This is a genomic window from Streptomyces sp. NPDC044061, from assembly GCF_056434305.1.
Window position 1 is genome coordinate 188,080 of record NZ_JBWKFL010000005.1, and the last position, 15,142, is coordinate 203,221.

The 15,142-nt window shown below is 72.9% G+C and carries 18 protein-coding genes and 2 pseudogenes; 14 read left to right on the forward strand and 6 right to left on the reverse strand.

Features of this window, described 5'->3' with window-relative positions; all coding sequences use genetic code 11:
• Positions 1–105 precede the first annotated feature (105 nt).
• The 3 genes from gap to AC07CM_RS10240 form a co-directional block, all read right to left on the reverse strand.
• Positions 106–1,104 carry a type I glyceraldehyde-3-phosphate dehydrogenase gene (gap, locus tag AC07CM_RS10230; RefSeq protein ID WP_478875903.1) on the reverse strand — a complete coding sequence of 333 codons (999 nt, stop codon included), beginning with the start codon at positions 1,102–1,104 and terminating at the stop codon, positions 106–108.
• 159 nt (positions 1,105–1,263) lie between these two features.
• On the reverse strand, positions 1,264–2,220 hold the full coding sequence (locus tag AC07CM_RS10235) for a GlxA family transcriptional regulator (protein WP_478875904.1): 957 nt from the start codon (positions 2,218–2,220) through the stop codon (positions 1,264–1,266).
• Between the two features lie 131 nt (positions 2,221–2,351).
• Positions 2,352–3,119, reverse strand: a complete 768-nt coding sequence (locus AC07CM_RS10240) for an NPP1 family protein (protein WP_478875905.1) — start codon at positions 3,117–3,119, stop codon at positions 2,352–2,354.
• A 278-nt stretch (positions 3,120–3,397) separates the two neighbouring features.
• Between AC07CM_RS10240 and AC07CM_RS10245 the strand changes: the two genes are divergently transcribed.
• From AC07CM_RS10245 to pqqB, 8 genes are all read left to right on the forward strand, one after another.
• Positions 3,398–4,015, forward strand: coding sequence for a phosphotransferase-like protein (locus tag AC07CM_RS10245; RefSeq protein WP_478875906.1), 618 nt, complete (start codon positions 3,398–3,400; stop codon positions 4,013–4,015).
• Between the two features lie 288 nt (positions 4,016–4,303).
• Positions 4,304–4,621 carry a DUF2795 domain-containing protein gene (locus AC07CM_RS10250; RefSeq protein WP_478875907.1) on the forward strand — a complete coding sequence of 106 codons (318 nt, stop codon included), beginning with the start codon at positions 4,304–4,306 and terminating at the stop codon, positions 4,619–4,621.
• Positions 4,622–4,727: 106 nt separating this feature from the next.
• Positions 4,728–6,233 carry a purine-cytosine permease family protein gene (locus tag AC07CM_RS10255; protein ID WP_478875908.1) on the forward strand — a complete coding sequence of 502 codons (1,506 nt, stop codon included), beginning with the start codon at positions 4,728–4,730 and terminating at the stop codon, positions 6,231–6,233.
• On the forward strand, positions 6,230–6,796 hold the full coding sequence (locus AC07CM_RS10260) for a cysteine hydrolase family protein (protein ID WP_478875909.1): 567 nt from the start codon (positions 6,230–6,232) through the stop codon (positions 6,794–6,796). Before AC07CM_RS10255 ends, AC07CM_RS10260 begins: the two co-directional genes overlap by 4 nt.
• Positions 6,793–7,500, forward strand: a complete 708-nt coding sequence (locus AC07CM_RS10265) for a GntR family transcriptional regulator (protein ID WP_478875910.1) — start codon at positions 6,793–6,795, stop codon at positions 7,498–7,500. The genes AC07CM_RS10260 and AC07CM_RS10265 overlap by 4 nt, the downstream gene beginning before the upstream one ends.
• A 268-nt stretch (positions 7,501–7,768) precedes the next feature.
• A complete protein-coding gene (locus AC07CM_RS10270) occupies positions 7,769–8,167 on the forward strand; it encodes an SseB family protein (RefSeq protein WP_478875911.1) in 399 nt (132 codons plus the stop codon).
• Positions 8,168–8,213: 46 nt separating this feature from the next.
• Complete coding sequence (locus AC07CM_RS10275; RefSeq protein ID WP_478875912.1) at positions 8,214–9,326, forward strand: hypothetical protein; 1,113 nt, start codon at positions 8,214–8,216, stop codon at positions 9,324–9,326.
• 59 nt (positions 9,327–9,385) lie between these two features.
• Positions 9,386–10,282 (forward strand): pyrroloquinoline quinone biosynthesis protein PqqB, encoded by an 897-nt coding sequence (gene pqqB, locus AC07CM_RS10280; RefSeq protein WP_478875913.1) that lies wholly within the window; start codon positions 9,386–9,388, stop codon positions 10,280–10,282.
• Here pqqB and AC07CM_RS10285 read toward each other — a convergent pair.
• The 3 genes and pseudogenes from AC07CM_RS10285 to AC07CM_RS10295 form a co-directional block, all read right to left on the reverse strand.
• A complete protein-coding gene (locus AC07CM_RS10285) occupies positions 10,279–10,677 on the reverse strand; it encodes a MarR family winged helix-turn-helix transcriptional regulator (protein WP_478875914.1) in 399 nt (132 codons plus the stop codon). The genes pqqB and AC07CM_RS10285 overlap by 4 nt on opposite strands.
• A gap of 73 nt (positions 10,678–10,750) precedes the next feature.
• Complete coding sequence (locus tag AC07CM_RS10290; protein ID WP_478875915.1) at positions 10,751–11,101, reverse strand: VOC family protein; 351 nt, start codon at positions 11,099–11,101, stop codon at positions 10,751–10,753.
• 213 nt (positions 11,102–11,314) lie between these two features.
• Positions 11,315–11,431: pseudogene (locus tag AC07CM_RS10295) on the reverse strand (LacI family transcriptional regulator); the annotation flags it as partial.
• Between AC07CM_RS10295 and AC07CM_RS10300 the strand changes: the two are divergent.
• The 6 genes and pseudogenes from AC07CM_RS10300 to crcB (AC07CM_RS10325) form a co-directional block, all read left to right on the forward strand.
• A pseudogene (locus AC07CM_RS10300) lies at positions 11,422–12,093 on the forward strand (beta-galactosidase); the annotation flags it as partial. The pseudogenes AC07CM_RS10295 and AC07CM_RS10300 overlap by 10 nt on opposite strands.
• A gap of 439 nt (positions 12,094–12,532) precedes the next feature.
• A complete protein-coding gene (locus AC07CM_RS10305; protein WP_478875916.1) occupies positions 12,533–12,820 on the forward strand; it encodes a helix-turn-helix domain-containing protein in 288 nt (95 codons plus the stop codon).
• Positions 12,821–12,857: 37 nt separating this feature from the next.
• Positions 12,858–13,859, forward strand: coding sequence for an SMP-30/gluconolactonase/LRE family protein (locus AC07CM_RS10310; protein WP_478875917.1), 1,002 nt, complete (start codon positions 12,858–12,860; stop codon positions 13,857–13,859).
• A 67-nt stretch (positions 13,860–13,926) separates the two neighbouring features.
• Positions 13,927–14,388 (forward strand): fluoride efflux transporter CrcB, encoded by a 462-nt coding sequence (crcB, locus tag AC07CM_RS10315; RefSeq protein WP_478875918.1) that lies wholly within the window; start codon positions 13,927–13,929, stop codon positions 14,386–14,388.
• Entirely contained in the window at positions 14,385–14,765 is a 381-nt protein-coding gene (locus AC07CM_RS10320; RefSeq protein ID WP_478875919.1) for a DUF190 domain-containing protein, read from the forward strand. Before crcB (AC07CM_RS10315) ends, AC07CM_RS10320 begins: the two co-directional genes overlap by 4 nt.
• Positions 14,762–15,136 carry a fluoride efflux transporter CrcB gene (crcB, locus tag AC07CM_RS10325; RefSeq protein ID WP_478875920.1) on the forward strand — a complete coding sequence of 125 codons (375 nt, stop codon included), beginning with the start codon at positions 14,762–14,764 and terminating at the stop codon, positions 15,134–15,136. The genes AC07CM_RS10320 and crcB (AC07CM_RS10325) overlap by 4 nt, the downstream gene beginning before the upstream one ends.
• Positions 15,137–15,142 lie beyond the last annotated feature (6 nt).

Genomic DNA, 15,142 nt, shown 5'->3' on the forward strand with positions numbered 1-15,142 from the left:
CCCCGTCGTATACCGCAACCAGGCCGCCAAAAAACGGGGAGAAAAAACGGTAAGGTCGTGTCCGGGGGCTTCCCCCGACTCCGGCCCCCCGCCCCCCTGCCGTGGTCAGCGGTTGCCGAGCAGTTCCAGCGTGTCGATCACGCGGTTGGAGAAGCCCCACTCGTTGTCGTACCAGGCGACCACCTTGACGTGGCGGCCGTCGACGCGGGTGAGGGCCGAGTCGAAGATCGAGGAGGCCGGGTTGCCCGTGATGTCGGCCGACACCAGCGGGTCGTCCGAGTACTCCAGGACACCGGCGAGCGGCCCCTCGGCCGCGGCCCGGTACGCCGCCAGCACGTCCTCGCGTGTCACGTCGCGGGCGACGGTCGTGTTGAGCTCGACGATCGAGCCCACCGGAACCGGCACCCGGATCGAGTCGCCCGACAGCTTGCCGTCGAGGTTCGGCAGCACCAGGCCGATCGCCTTCGCGGCACCCGTCGTGGTCGGCACGATGTTGACCGCGGCGGCGCGGGCGCGACGGGCGTCGCGGTGCGGACCGTCCTGCAGGTTCTGCTCCTGCGTGTAGGCGTGCACCGTCGTCATGAACCCGTGCTCGATCCCGGCGAGTTCGTCGAGCACCGCGGCCAGCGGGGCGAGCGCGTTGGTGGTGCACGAGGCGTTCGAGACGATCGTGTGCAGGGCCGGGTCGTACGTGTCGCTGTTGACCCCGAACGCCAGCGTGACGTCGGCACCGTCCGACGGCGCGCTGACGAGCACCTTCTTCGCACCGGCGTCGAGGTGGGCGCGAGCGGCCTTGGCCGAGGTGAAGCGGCCGGTCGCCTCGAGAGCGATGTCCACGCCGAGTTCGGCCCACGGCAGCTGTGCCGGTTCGCGCTCGGCGAGCACCTTGATGCGACGGCCGTCGACGACGAGGACGTCTCCGTCGACGGTCACCGGGCGGCCGAGCCGGCCGGCCGTCGTGTCGTAGGCGAGGAGCCGCGCGAGGGTGGCGGGCTCGGTGAGGTCGTTCACGGCGACGACCTCGAGGTCGCTGTCGCGTTCGAGCAGGGCGCGCAGCACATTGCGTCCGATGCGGCCGAATCCGTTGATGGCGATACGCGTCATGAATGGTGTCCCTTCGGTTTCGCCACCAGGTTCGCGTGCCGCGTCCGTACGGGACAGCGGCGGGATCGCCATGGTTCGAAAGGATCGCGCCAGCCTTGCGGGCCACTCGCCCGTCGCGCCAGCCTTGCGGGCCACTCGCCCGTCGCGCCGGCCCGCGGGCTACTCGCCCTGGGCGAAGGTGCGCCGGTACTCGCTCGGTGTGGTGCCGAGGATGCGCTGGAAGTGCAGCCGCAGATTGGCGCCGGTGCCGAGACCGACGTCCGTGGCGATCTGCTCGACGCTCCGCTCCGAACGTTCCAGCAGCTCACGGGCCATGTCGATGCGGGCGCGCATGACCCACTGCATGGGCGTGTACCCGGTGTCCTCGGCGAAGCGCCGTGAGAACGTCCGCGCCGACACCCCCGCGTGCCGGGCGAGCGCCTCGAGGCCGAGCGGCTCGCCGAGCCGGTGCAGCGCCCACTCGCGGGTGGCCGCGAACCGCTCGCCGAGCGGCTCGGGCACGCTGCGCGGCACGTACTGCGCCTGGCCGCCGCTGCGGTACGGGGCGGCGACCAGGCGCCGGGCCGCGTGGTTGGAGGCGGCCACGCCGAGGTCGCCGCGCAGGATGTGCAGGCACAGGTCGATGCCCGACGCGGCGCCGGCCGACGTCAGCACGCTGCCCTCGTCGACGAACAGCACGTTCTCGTCGACCCGGACGAGCGGATGCTTCGCCGCCAGCGCCCGGGCGTAGTGCCAGTGCGTCGTGGCGCGCCTGCCGTCGAGCAGGCCCGTGGCCGCGAGCGCGAACGCGCCCGTGGAGATCGCGGCGAGCCGCGCGCCGCGGTGGTGGGCGGCGACCAGCGCGTCCACGACGGCCGGCGGCGGGTCGTCGCGGTCCGGGAACCGGTAGCCAGGGATGAAGACGATGTCCGCCCACGCGAGCGCGTCCAGGCCGTGGGCGGCGTGGTACGACAGCCCGTCGCCGCCGGTGACGAGACCGGGCGTGGCGCCGCAGACCCGTACCTCGTACGGCATGCTCGCGCGGGTCGTGAAGACCTGCGCGGGAATGCCGACGTCGAGCGGCTTCGCACCCTCGAGCACGAGAACGGCGACGCGGCGCAGGCGGGACTGTGGCACGGAAAGCAGCGTACGCGCTGATGGGAGGCGCTTTCGACAGGCCGGGGCGCCGCCGGGGACGTGCGCGGCGGGCCGTCGGCGGTGAACGGGGCGACCTCGTGCTCGTGCAGCAGGCCGCGCCCCGGCGCGCGTCACGCGTTGGGATCGAAGGGGATGCCGGGCGGCACGGAGTGCGCCAGGGCGTATGCGAAGTCGCCGTCCTTGATCTTGATGGTGGCCGCACCGAAGTCGGCGCTCAGCAGCTTGTCGCGGTAGCCGGCGGGGTAGCCGTTCCAGCCCACCAGGCGGGGGTGGAACCAGCCGCCGGTCACGTTCTCCGGGGGCTCGTCGTTGGCGCCCGCGAAGCGGAAGTCATGGGTGGACACCCCGTCCTTGTGGTAGACGATCTTCGGGTGCGTGCCGTCGAAGCGGACCGCGGAGCGGGCGGCCACCTCGTAGCCGCTGTGCTGGGACACCGACACGTACTGGACCGTGTTGTCGTTGATCCACACCACGACGTGCTCCCAGTCGTGGGTGTGGCCGACGGCCGCCGGGCCGAGCGTCGCCTGGTCCTTCTCGAAGTAGCTGGCGTACATCAATGCGCACCAGCCGTTGTCGCACTTCTCGCGCGAGTAGGTGTTGGCGTTGGCCAGTTGGGCGTAGTCGTGGCAGTGGCCGTTGACGTCGCCGCCCAGCTTCAGGCCGGGGTTGAGGGTGCCGTCGGCTCCGATGGCCGCGGTCGCGTAGCAGCCGTCGCCGTCGTAGTCGTAGGCGGGCGAGAAGGTCTGCTCCAGCCCGTCGGCGTTCTGCGGCAGCAGCCGCAGGACGTTCGCGTGGGCGCTGGCCGGGACCGCCACGACGAACGTCATCGCGCCGAGCGCGCCGAGGAGGACCTTGGCCAGGGACTTCCGGTTGCGCATGACCGCTCCTTGCCGGGCAGCTCGTGTCAGCAGTGGAGGTCGCCGGTCGGGGCCGACGGGGGAGCGGGGTGACCGGACGACGACTGGAACCTAGGAGGTCTGAACCAATCGCGTCAAGGGCCGTACGAGACACGGGAGTTGTGTGCGGCCCAAGGTGCGCGGAACAGTCGGGTGACTCCTCAACCGCCCTGAAAATGCGACGGGTTGCGCCGCCACCCTGTGCGATGATCGCGGAAACCACGGCAGGTCGGGACGCGTGCGGACGGAAGGACCACAGCATGGCGAGCGAGGCGGCACCGGCCACGGCCGACCCGGATCACGCACGCATCCCCGACACCCCGGCCGGGGGCACGGTCATCGTGCTCAACGGCACGTCCAGCTCGGGCAAGTCCAGCATCGCCAGGGCCCTGCTGGAGCTGCTCGACGGGACCTGGTTCCACATGCCCGTCGACGCGTTCCACGCGATGCGCTGCGACCACCCCATCGCCGACGAGTACCTCCAGGCCGAGATCGACCGCACCGCCAAGGGCTTCCACCGCGCGGTCGCGGGGATGGCCGCGGGCGGCAACGACCTGGTCGTGGACCATCCGCTCAGCCGCCGCTGGCGCCTGCTGGACCTCCTCGACCTGCTCGTGCCCGAGGACACGGTCCTGATCGGGGTCCGCTGCCCCCTGCCCGAGCTGGAACGCCGTGAGCGCGAGCGCGGTGACCGGCAGGTGGGACTGGCCGCCCTGCAGTACGACCACGTGCACTCCCACGGACTGCACGACCTCGACGTGGACACGAGCCTGCTGTCCCCCCAGGAGTGCGCCCTGCGCATCCGTGACTTCCTGGCGGACCGGCCGCGTCCCACCGCCTTCGAACGCCTCGGAGCGACGCTGCGGACCTCGGCCTGACACCGGCCCGGGGTTCTGGAACTCCTCCTTCCCAAGGTGCGAGATGCGCTTGGATGCAACCCCTTTCCCGTTGTGGTGGGACTCGTCCCGGACGGGTACTCGGTGACTCCGGCACAGGCATGCGACCGCCGTGGAGTCACCCGGATGAGCGAGCACACCCCGTCCCGGGCCGAGGGCGACGACTCCGAGGACGCCCCCGGCGGTAACCGGTGACGACCGGCGCGACGTCCACGGGGCCGCCTCCGGTCGCGCCGACGACGAGCGAGCGGACCCGAGGAGGAGACCCCCATGGCACACACCAGCGTCCCCGAGGTGCTGGCCGCGCTCAAGGACGTCACGTACCCGGCCGACAAGGAGCGGCTGGTCACGGCGGCGCGGGACGCGGGCGCGCCGGAAGAAGTGGTGAAGGCCCTGCGCGGCATCCCCGCCGAGCGGTACGCCGGCCGCGAGGACGTGGCCCGGTCGGTCCGTGCGGACCCCGACTCCGAGCTCGACCTCACCGCCGCACAGCGGGCGGAACAGGCACGGCACGGCGGCAAGCCGGGGCTGTCCCAGCATCTGCGCGAGGAGCCCAGGACCCCGATCCAGGAGGAGTTCGGCCGCTGAGGCGGTGGCGGGCGGCCGGTGCCCCGGGCGGCGCCCGCCCTTGACGCTCCCCGGGCACCGGCCTAGCTTCCCCACGACCGGACACGTCTGGACAGGTAGGTCGGCGATGACGCATCCGCAGGAGCCCCTCGACGGCAGAACCGGCGGCCGCCGGATCCAGCTGGAGACGCACGGACTCGACGTGATCGGGGACGCGGAGCGCAAGGGCACCCCGCGCATGCTGTTCTGGCCCTGGTTCGGGGCCAACGTCTCCGTGCTGGGCCTGAGTTACGGCGCCTTCGCCCTCGGCTTCGGCATCTCCTTCCGGCAGGCCCTGGCCGCCGGAGTGATCGGCATCGTCGTCTCCTTCCTGCTGTGCGGCTTCATCGCGGTCGCGGGCAAGCGCGGCTCGGCGCCCACGATGGTCCTCAGCCGCGCCGCGTACGGCGTCCGGGGCAACCGGCTGCCGTCCGTGATCTCCTGGATGCTCACCGTCGGCTGGGAGACCGTCCTCACCGCACTCGCCACCATGGCCACCGCCACCGTCTTCGGCCGGCTGGGCTGGGGCGGCGGCACGGGCACCAAAGTGGTCGCCCTGATGGTGGTCGCCGCGCTCACCGTGGTCGGCGGTGTCATGGGCTTCGACCTGATCATGCGCCTGCAGACCTGGATCACCGTGATCACGGGCGTGCTCACCGTCGTCTACGTCGGCCTGGTCGCCGACCACATCCACTGGAGCACGGTCGGCGCGATCCCGGCGGGCTCCGCCCAGGAGTTCATCGGCGCGCTGGTGTTCATGATGACCGGCTTCGGGCTCGGCTGGGTCAACGCCGCCGCCGACTACTCCCGCTATCTGCCCCGCGGCTCGTCCAGCCGGGGCGTGATCGGCTGGACCACCTTCGGCGCCTCCGCGGCCCCGCTGCTCCTGCTGGTCTTCGGCCTGCTGCTGGCCGGCTCCTCCGAGCAGCTGAGCAGGGCGATCGCGGCCGACCCGATCGGCGCGCTGACCACGATCCTGCCCACCTGGTTCCTGGTGCCCTTCGCGGTGGTCGCGGTCCTCGGCCTGGTCGGCGGCGCCGTCCTCGACATCTACTCCTCCGGACTGGCCCTGCTCTCCGCCGGCCTGCGCGTGCCCCGCTACCTGGCCGCGCTCCTCGACGGCGCTCTGATGATCGCCGGCGCCGTCTACATCGTGTTCTTCGCCGGCACCTTCCTCGGCCAGTTCATGGGCTTCCTCACCACGCTCGGCGTGCCCATCGCCGCCTGGTGCGGCGTCATGCTCGCCGACCTGGCGCTGCGCCGGCGCGACTACGACGAGGGCGACCTGTACCGCCCGCACGGGCGCTACGGCGACGTACCACTGCTGCCGCTGCTGCTCACCCTCGGAGCCACCGCCGTCGGCTGGGGCCTGGTCACCAACACGGCGGCGAGCTGGCTGACGTGGCAGGGCTATCTCCTGGAGCCGTTCGGGCTCGGCGGCAAGTCCGGCGCCTGGGCGTACGCCAACCTCGGTGTCCTCGTCGCCCTCGCGCTCGCCTTCCTCGGCACGCTGCTGCTGGGCCGGGGCCGGGTGCGCCGGCAGGAGGCTCGGGCGCCGAGCCCCGCACCGAACGAGGGGGTGTACAGCGCATGACCCCCACGACCACCGTGCCCGGCCTGCTGGCCGTCATCGACATGCAGCGCGTCTTCGCCGACCCCGGGAGTCCCTGGGCCACCCCCCGGTACGCGGACGCGGCCGCGGGCGTACGGCGCCTGCTGCCGGCCTTCGGCGACCGCGTCGTCTTCACCCGCTTCCTGGCACCCGAGAAGCCCACCGGGGCCTGGCGTTCCTACTACGCCCGGTGGCCGTTCGCCCTCCAGCCCCCGGACGCCGGACTGTGGCGGCTGACCGACGAGTTCGCCGACCGGGACACCCGCGTCGTGAACACCACCACCTTCGGCAAATGGACCCCCGAACTCGCCGGCCATGTGGGCCCGGACCGCCCTCTGGTCCTGGCCGGCGTCAGCACCGACTGCTGCGTACTGTCCACCGCCCTCGCCGCGGCCGACGCCGGCACCGAGGTACTGGTGGTGGCGGACGCCTGCGCGGGCGTGGACGACGACTCCCACGTCCGGGCCCTGCAGGTGCTGGACCTCTACCGGCCGCTCGTCCGGGTCACCACCGTCGACGACGTGCTCGCTCGGACCCGGCCATGACCGGGGTTCCCCTCAAGCACCAGAAGATCAGCCGGATCCTCGCCCGGGAGATCCGCGGCGGCCACCGCCCCGCCGGAGAGCGGCTGCCCGGCGAACACGCCCTCGCCCAGCGGTTCGGCGTCAGCCGTACGACCGTTCGTGCGGCACTCGCCGAACTGTCCGAGGAGGGCCTGATCACCACCCGGACCGGAAAGGGCTCCTACGTCCTCTTCGACGGCCGCCCCCCGGACGACCGGCTCGGCTGGGCCCGCCCCGTGGCCCGGCAGGGCCTCGGGACCCGGGTACGCACCCTCGCCGTGCGCGAGACGCGCGACGGCGGGCTGGCCGGCGAACTCGGCCTGGAACAGGACGCGTTCGTGTGCGTGGAGCGGACCCGGGAGCTGGCGGCGGACGGCATCGTGGTGGCGTACGAACGCAGCTTCCTGCCGCCCGTGCCGGGGATCCGGGAACTGCCCGCACGGGGGCTCGGCGAGGACTCGCTCACCGAGGCGCTGCGGCGGGCCGGGCTGCGGCCCGACCACGGCGAACAGCGGGTATGCGGCCGGCGGATCGACGCCCACGAGGCGAAGCCGCTGCGCAGGCCGCCGGGGGACTGGTTCCTGCACACACGACGCACCAGCCGGGCGGCCGACGGCGCCTTCGTCGAGCACGCCGACACCCTGCTCGACCCCGACCACTTCCAGCTGACCCTCACCTTCGGCTGACTCGCTTCGGAGCCACGACGAGGCCGCCGTCCGGCGCCGTGAGCGCGCCGGGCCCCGCCACCGCACCGGCCGCGGCCGCCCTCGACGCGTCCTCGCGCCGGGCACGCTCGGCACCCGGACGGATCCGCTCCGACACCGGGGCCAGGAGCACCGGCCCTCCCCGGAATCCTCACGCATGCCCCCTGCTCCACCGGGTACGCGAGGCGGGAGCACGCCCGGGCGACCGCCCGAGCGTGGCCGTACGACCGCCGCAACCTGGGGATCTGCCATGGAGACACCCGCACACGACGAACTTCCGACGCCGGCCCAGCAGGCGCTGGACGCGCTGGCCGTGAACGCCGAGGACCAGGCCGCCCTGGACACCCTCGCCCACAGCGACGTGCTCGTCCCGGTGCCGGACGACGCGCTGGACGGGGACGGCGCCGAGTCCTCGACTGTCGCCCTGCCCGTCCTGGAACAGGCCGGCGGCGATCCGGTCGTCCCGGTGTTCACCTCCGAGGGGACGATGGCCGACCTGCTGCCATTCGTCTCCCGCTACCGCCTGATCCCGCTCGGCGCACTGGCCTCCCAGTGGCCCGACGACGATCTCTCCCTGGCGATAGACGGCAGCTCGGACCACGGCCTGACGCTGACCTCACAGGGGGTGCGAACCCTGCTGGCGCGGTGAGGCGCACCAAGCGGAATCCGGGCTCCGCAGGCGACAAAATGCCCCCATGGAATGGATCTCCGGCGTAGCCGGCGGACTGGTCCTCGTACTGGTCCTCAGCAGCATCCTGCGCACCCTGGTGGTGCCGAGAGGCCTCTACTCGGCGCTGGTGTTCCGGCTGTGGTGGCTGCTGCGCAGGCTCCTCAGGGTGACCGCCCTGCGCGGCGGCTACGACGCCATCGACCGGGTCCAGACCTGGCTCGCCCCGCTGATGCTGATCGGCATGCTCGCCACCTGGCTCGGCGGGGCCCTGCTGGGCTTCGGCCTCCTGCTGTACGCGGTGTCCCCGCTGTCCTGGGCGACCGCCTTCCGTGAGGCCGGCTCCAGTCTCTTCACGCTCGGCTTCGCGAGCGGCGCCCGGCTGAAACTGTCCGTGCTCGACTTCCTCGCCGCGGCCACAGGTCCCGTCCTGATCGCCCTCCAGATCGCCTACCTGCCCACGCTCTACGGCGCCTACAACCGCCGCGAACTGGAGGTCACCCTGCTCCAGGCGCGGGCCGGCGAGCCCGCCTGGGGACCGGAGATCCTCGCCCGGCAGTGGCTGGTCGACACAGAGACCGCGCTGCCCCAGCTGTACCGGGCCTGGGAGCGCCTGGCCTCCGACATGGGCGAGAGCCACTCCACGTACCCGATCCTGCTGACCTTCCGCTCCCCGCGCGCGCACCGCAGCTGGCTGGTCGGGCTCGTCTCCGTCATGGACGCGGCCGCCCTGCAGCTCGCGCTGGACCCGCGCGTCGCCCCGCCGGAGGCCCGTCTGGTGCTGCGCGCCGGATTCAGCGCACTGCGCGACATCGCCCGCGCGCTGCGCATCCCCTTCGACCCCGACCCCTCTCCGGGCAGTCCGATCCAGCTCGCCTTCGCCGAGTTCGAGGAGGCGGTGGCCATGATGGGGGCCGCCGGCTTCCGGGCGGAACGCAGCCCGCAGGAGGCCTGGCCGCACTTTCGGGGCTGGCGGGTCAACTACGAGGCGATCGCCTATGAGCTGTGCCGCCGCTGCGACGCCGTACCCGGGCTGTGGACCGGCCCCCGCGACTTCCCCGGCGAACCGATTCCGCCACAGCGGCCGGCGGACCGGCGGCCCGTCTCAGGTCGGCCGGAACTGCCCCCCGTCTCCGAGTAGTCACCCCGCCCTCCGCTGGGAAGATCCCAGCGAGAGGTCCCGTGCCTGTGAAGGAGCCGATGGCCGTGAGGATCGTCCTGCTGGGCACCGCCGCCGGTGGCGGCTTCCCGCAGTGGAACTGCGCCTGCGCGCTGTGCGCGGCGGCCCGGAAGGGCGAACTGCCCTCCCGCACCCAGGAGTGCGCCGCCGTCAGTGGCAACGGCCGCGACTGGTGGCTGCTCAACGCCTCGCCCGACCTGCGTACCCAGCTCATCGCCACCCCCGCCCTGTGGCCAGGTCCCGGGCCACGGGACACCCCGCTGCGCGGGGTGCTGCTCACCGACGCGGAGGCCGACCACGTCACCGGCCTGTCCGAGCTGCGCGGGGCGGCCGGCCTGAAGGTCTACGCGGCCCCACCGGTGCGTGCCGTCCTCGCCCCCGCCCGCGCGGCCCTGGACCGCTACGCCCCCTGGGAGTGGGCCGACAGCCTGGCCGACGGCGGGTTCGTACTGGCCGGCGGGCTGGTCGTCACGGCCCACCGGGTGGGCACCAAGATCCCGAAGTACGTGCCGGCCCAGGCACCCGAGCCCGGCGGCCCGTGGGTGACGGCGTACCGCGTCGAGGACCTGGCCAGTGGGGGAGTGCTGGTGTACGCGCCCTGCGTCGGCGCCTGGACCCCGGTGCTGGACGAACTGTGCGTGTCGGCCGACTGCGTGCTGCTGGACGGCACCTTCTTCGCGGCCGACGAGATGGGCACGGCGGTGCGCACCGGTGCCGGGCAGGCGACCATGGGGCATCTGCCGGTCACCGGTACCCTCGGCTCACTCGAGGCCCTGGCCCGCCATCCCGGTCCGCGCCGGATCTACACCCACCTCAACAACACCAACCCGCTGCTCGACCCCGGCTCCCCGGCACGCGCGCGCGTGGCCGAGCACGGGGTGGAGGTCCTGCCGGACGGCGCGGAGCTGACGCTCTAGCCGGCCCCCTCGGCCAGCATCCGCTCCAGCACGGCCCGCTGCAGCGGCAGTACCTCGGCGTACAGGTCGCGGCCCCTGCTGGTGAGCGCGACCCAGACCCCGCGCCGGTCCTCCGCGCACACCGAGCGTTCGACCAGGCCCTCCTTCTCCAGGCGGCCTATCAGCCGGGACAGCGCGCTCTGGCTGAGATGGACCCGTCCGACCAGGTTCTGCACCCGGCACTGGTCCCCCTGCCCGGGCGACTCGGAGGCGAGGATGTCCAGCACCTCGAAGTCGCTGGCGCCCAGCCCGTGCGGGTGCAGGGCGCGGTCGATCTCGCACATGGTGCGCGCGTGCACCGAGAGGATGTCCCGCCAGCGTTCCTCGAGCCGGGCGTCGGCCGTCTTGACTGCCATACCCGCACCGTAGCACCGATTCGGCCAATCGTTGAGTGTGCAACTAGTGCGGATGCAAGGGGACGTACGGGCCTCAGACCGCCGGGTCCTGGAGGAGCCCCACCAGGTTGCCGTCGGGGTCCTTCACGGAGGCGATCAGCCGGCCGTTGCCGACGTCCCGCACGTCCTGCAGCAGCTCGGCGCCGGCCTGGAGCAGGGCCGCCAGCCGCTCCCGGAGATCGGTGACGTGCCAGAACGGCACCGGTCCGGTCATGCCCTGTGCGTGCCCGTTCGGGTCGAGACCGACGTCCTGCCCCTCGGCCTTGAAACCGACGTAGTAGGGCTCGTCGGCGTACGGCTCGACGCCCAGCAGAGCGGTGAACAGCGGCTTGGCCTTCTCCAGGTCCTTGACGGGGTAGATGATCGTCTGCAGGCCGGCGGTCATGGGACTCACTCCTTCGATGCGTGGCCCGACGAGGGTTCCTCGTCGGTGCTCTCACGCTAGGACCGCGGAGCCCGCGGTGGCTTCTCCGATCCTGACCGGTTGCGGGCTCCGCCGCGCTGCCGCCACTCGTCGCGCAGCCCCTCTGCCCGCATCCTCGCCGAGCCGGGGCCGCACGACCGCCACCTCGGCGCCGCGGGCGACCGAGGACCCGGCTCACGTGGAGGCGCGGCGCACCGGCTCCGTCGGCAGGATCACCGCGGCCGGGTCCTCGCCGCCGATCTGGGCGAGCAGCACCCGCACCATCTCGTTGCTGATGCGGCCGCGCGGCCGCAGCGAACATCACCACCAGGCTCGCCGAGCGCTACGGCGACCACCCGGCGCTGGCCATGTGGCACGTGCACAACGAGTACGGCGTCCCCGTCTCGGCCTGCTACTGCGACTCCTGCGCCGCCCACTTCCGCCGCCGGCTCTCCGGCACCCACGGCGCAGTGGAAGCCGTCAACGAGGCCTGGGGCACCGCCTTCTGGGGCCAGCACTACACCGACCTCGAGCAGATCAACCCGCCCCGTGCCACCCCGACCGTCGGCAACCCGGGCCAGGCGCTCGACTACCGGCGGTTACGCCGGCGGGCTCCCGGCGGGCCGTCCCGCCGTCACCCGGCACCGGCTCGGCGAGGGCACCGCCTGGTACGTCTCCACCCGCCTCGACGCCCATGGCCTGGACGCGCTCGACGCCCATGGCCTGGACGCGCTCGTCGGCCGGGCCGCCGACGACGCCGGGATCGCCCCGCGCGCCGACCTGCCCCGCGACGTCGAGGTGGTGCGCCGCGGCGGGGAGTCGGGCAGCGACCTCTTCGCCATCAACCACACCGCCACCGACGCCAGGGTGCCGCTGGTGTCGCCCGGCACCGAGTTGCTGACGGGCGAGCGCGCCGCGCGGGCCGCCTGCCGGTCCCGGCGGGGGCCGTACGGGTCGTACGGCTCGACGGCTGAGCAGGCTTCCCCTCCGTCCGCGCGTGCCACGAGAGCCGCGGGCGCAGGGGTCTCCTCCGGCCCCTCCGGAGGAACCCCCACCCGGGAGGCGACCTGGACCACCGTCACCGGCATCGGCTGGGACCCCACCGACGCCACCTCGGGCAACGGCTGGGAGAACCAGGCACTGTTCGGCTACGACGACAGGGCGCTCTCCTCCATGACGTGGTTCGGCCACCGCTGAACCACCACCGACGGGGCCCGGCCGTAAGGGGACGGCCGGGCCCTTCCCCTGGTTTCCGGCTTCTTCCGGTCTCCTCCGGGCCGGGCGGTACAACCTTCCCCGGTCGTACTCCCGTTCGGTACCGGACAAGGGTCGCCGAGTCCCGGACGCGACGGCGTCGGCTGCGACACAGTGGGAACACGGCGCACGCAGGAGGCCGGGACGGAGGCGAGACGGATGTTGAGGACTCCCTCGGGACACACGCGGCAGGACATCCTGCACTGGCTGAAGGACCCGGCGGCCCACTTCCCCGGCCCCTGCCCCGGCGACCCCGCCGACACCGGTGTCACCGCGCGGGCCGTCGCCGCCAAGCTCGGTGTGTCACGCCGGGCCGCACTCGTCCACCTAGACCTCCTCACCCGCATGGGCCTGCTGCGCACCCGCCGGATCCGCTGCCGGACCTACTATCGGCGCGACGAGATCCGCATCGCCGAGGTGGCCCGGATGTTCGAGAAGGGCTGGTGAAAGCGATCACGGCCTGCTTCGATACGGCCTCGTCGGGATGCGGCCGGCCGCGAGGACGGACCGCTCGGACGGCGAAGGGCAGACACCTGTGACGACCGCACTCGTACCCCTCCACCACGTCGCGCTCGGCGGCCGCGGCCCCGAGGACGTGGTGGCCGACCCCGACGGCAGCGTCCTCACCGGGACGGAGGACGGCCGCATCCTGCGCCTGCGCCATCTCGCGGACCCCGACACGGCCCGGGTCGAGACGCTCGCGAAGACCGGCGGCCGTCCTCTCGGCCTGGAACTCCTCCCGGACGGCGCCCTGTTGGTGTGCGACGCGGAACGCGGCCTGCTGCGCGTGGAGCCCGGCGGCGGCGTGACGGTCCTGGCCGACTCGGTGGCGGGGGAGCGGCTGCGGTTCTGCAGCAACGCCGTCGCCCTGGACGACGGCAGCGTGTACTTCACCGTCTCCAGCCGGCGCCATCCCCTGGAGCACTGGATCGGCGACATCGTGGAGCACACCGGCACCGGACGGCTGCTCCGCCTCGCGCCCGGCAGCGGCACCCCCGAAGTCCTCCTGGAGGGGCTGCAGTTCGCCAACGGCCTCGCCCCCAGCGCCGACGGCTCCTTCCTGGTGATCGCCGAGACCGGCGCCTGCCGCCTCACCCGCTACCACCTCACCGGCCCGCGCGCCGGACACGCCGAGCCCTTCGCGGATCTCCCCGGGATGCCCGACAACCTGTGGCGCGAGCGGCCCGGCGGTCCGATCTGGGTGGCCCTCGCGGGGCCGCGCGTCCCGCCGCTCGATCTGCTGCACCGGACCCCGCCCGCCGTCCGGCGCGCCGCTGCCCGGGCGGCCGTGCACGTCCCCTTCCGCCCGGGCGGCACGATCGGCGTGATGGCCCTCGACGACCACGGCGGAACCGTCCACCACCTCACCCGCCGCCGCTCGGGCTTCCGCATGGTCACCAGCGTCTGCCGGGCCGACGGGCACCTGGTCCTCGGCAGTCTCTGGGAACCCGGCGTCGCGGTCTGCGTGCTGCCCTCGGCCCGCTGACCGGGCGGTACGCTGGTGGGCGGCCGTGATCACCCGTCGGGGCAGGCCTGACAGGAGACGCAAGACCATGACAGCCCCGGAAGCAGAGAGCCTCCGCACCCGCCCGGCACGCCCGCGGCGGCTCGAGTGGCGCGCTCAGGGCCCCGTCGTCGCGGTGGTCGCCGTGGGCGGTGCCCTCGGAGCCGTGGCCCGCTACTCGCTCACACTGGCCCTGCCCACGCCGCCCGGCGGCTTCCCCTGGGCGACCTTCTGGACCAACGTCGCCGGCTGCGCCGTCATCGGCGTGTTCATGGTGCTGATCACCGACGTGTGGGCCGCCCACCGCCTGGTCCGGCCCTTCTTCGGGACCGGCGTGCTCGGCGGCTTCACCACCTTCTCCACCTATGCCGTCGACATCCGCAGACTGTTCGGCACGGGCCATCCCCGCACCGGCCTTGCCTACCTCGCCGCGACCCTGCTCGCGGCCCTCGCGGCGGTGTGGCTGGCCTCGGTGGCCGCCCGCCTGGTGCTCACCCGGAGGCAGCGATGACGGCACTCGGCGGCCGCGCCCTCAGACTGACCGTCTACATCGGCGAGAGCGACACCTGGCACCACAAGCCCCTGTACTCCGAGATCGTGCACCGCGCGCACACCGCCGGACTCGCCGGGGCCAGCGTCTTCCGGGGCATCGAGGGCTTCGGCGCCTCCTCCCTGATCCACACCTCCCGGCTGCTGTCCCTGAGCGAGGACCTGCCCGTGGCGATCGTCGTGGTGGACACCGAGGAGCGGGTCCGGGCGTTCCTGCCGCAGCTGGACGAGCTGGTCGGCGAGGGACTGGTGACCCTGGAGAGTTGCGAGGTCATCCGGTACGTGGGCCGTACGCCCGCTCCGGACGAAGCGGATCCGAAGGGTAAGAAGTCGTTGTGAACTGGCTGCTCGTCGTCCTGGGGGCCATGGTCGGCGCGCCTCTGCGCTATCTCACCGACCGGGCCGTCCAGGCCAGACACGACTCGCTCTTCCCCTGGGGCACCTTCGTGGTGAACGTCACCGGCTGCCTGATCCTGGGCCTGATCACCGGTGCCGCCCTGGCCGGAGCCGCAGGTCCGAACCTGCAGCTGCTGCTCGGCACGGGACTGTGCGGGGCCCTGACGACGTACTCCACCTTCTCCTACGAGACCCTGCGGCTGACCGAGGCCGGCGCCGGCCTCTACGCTGCCCTCAACGTCGTCGCGAGCGTGGCAGTGGGTCTGGCGGCGGCCTTTGCCGGGGTTTCACTCGCCGGCCTGCTGTGGGCCTAGGCGCTT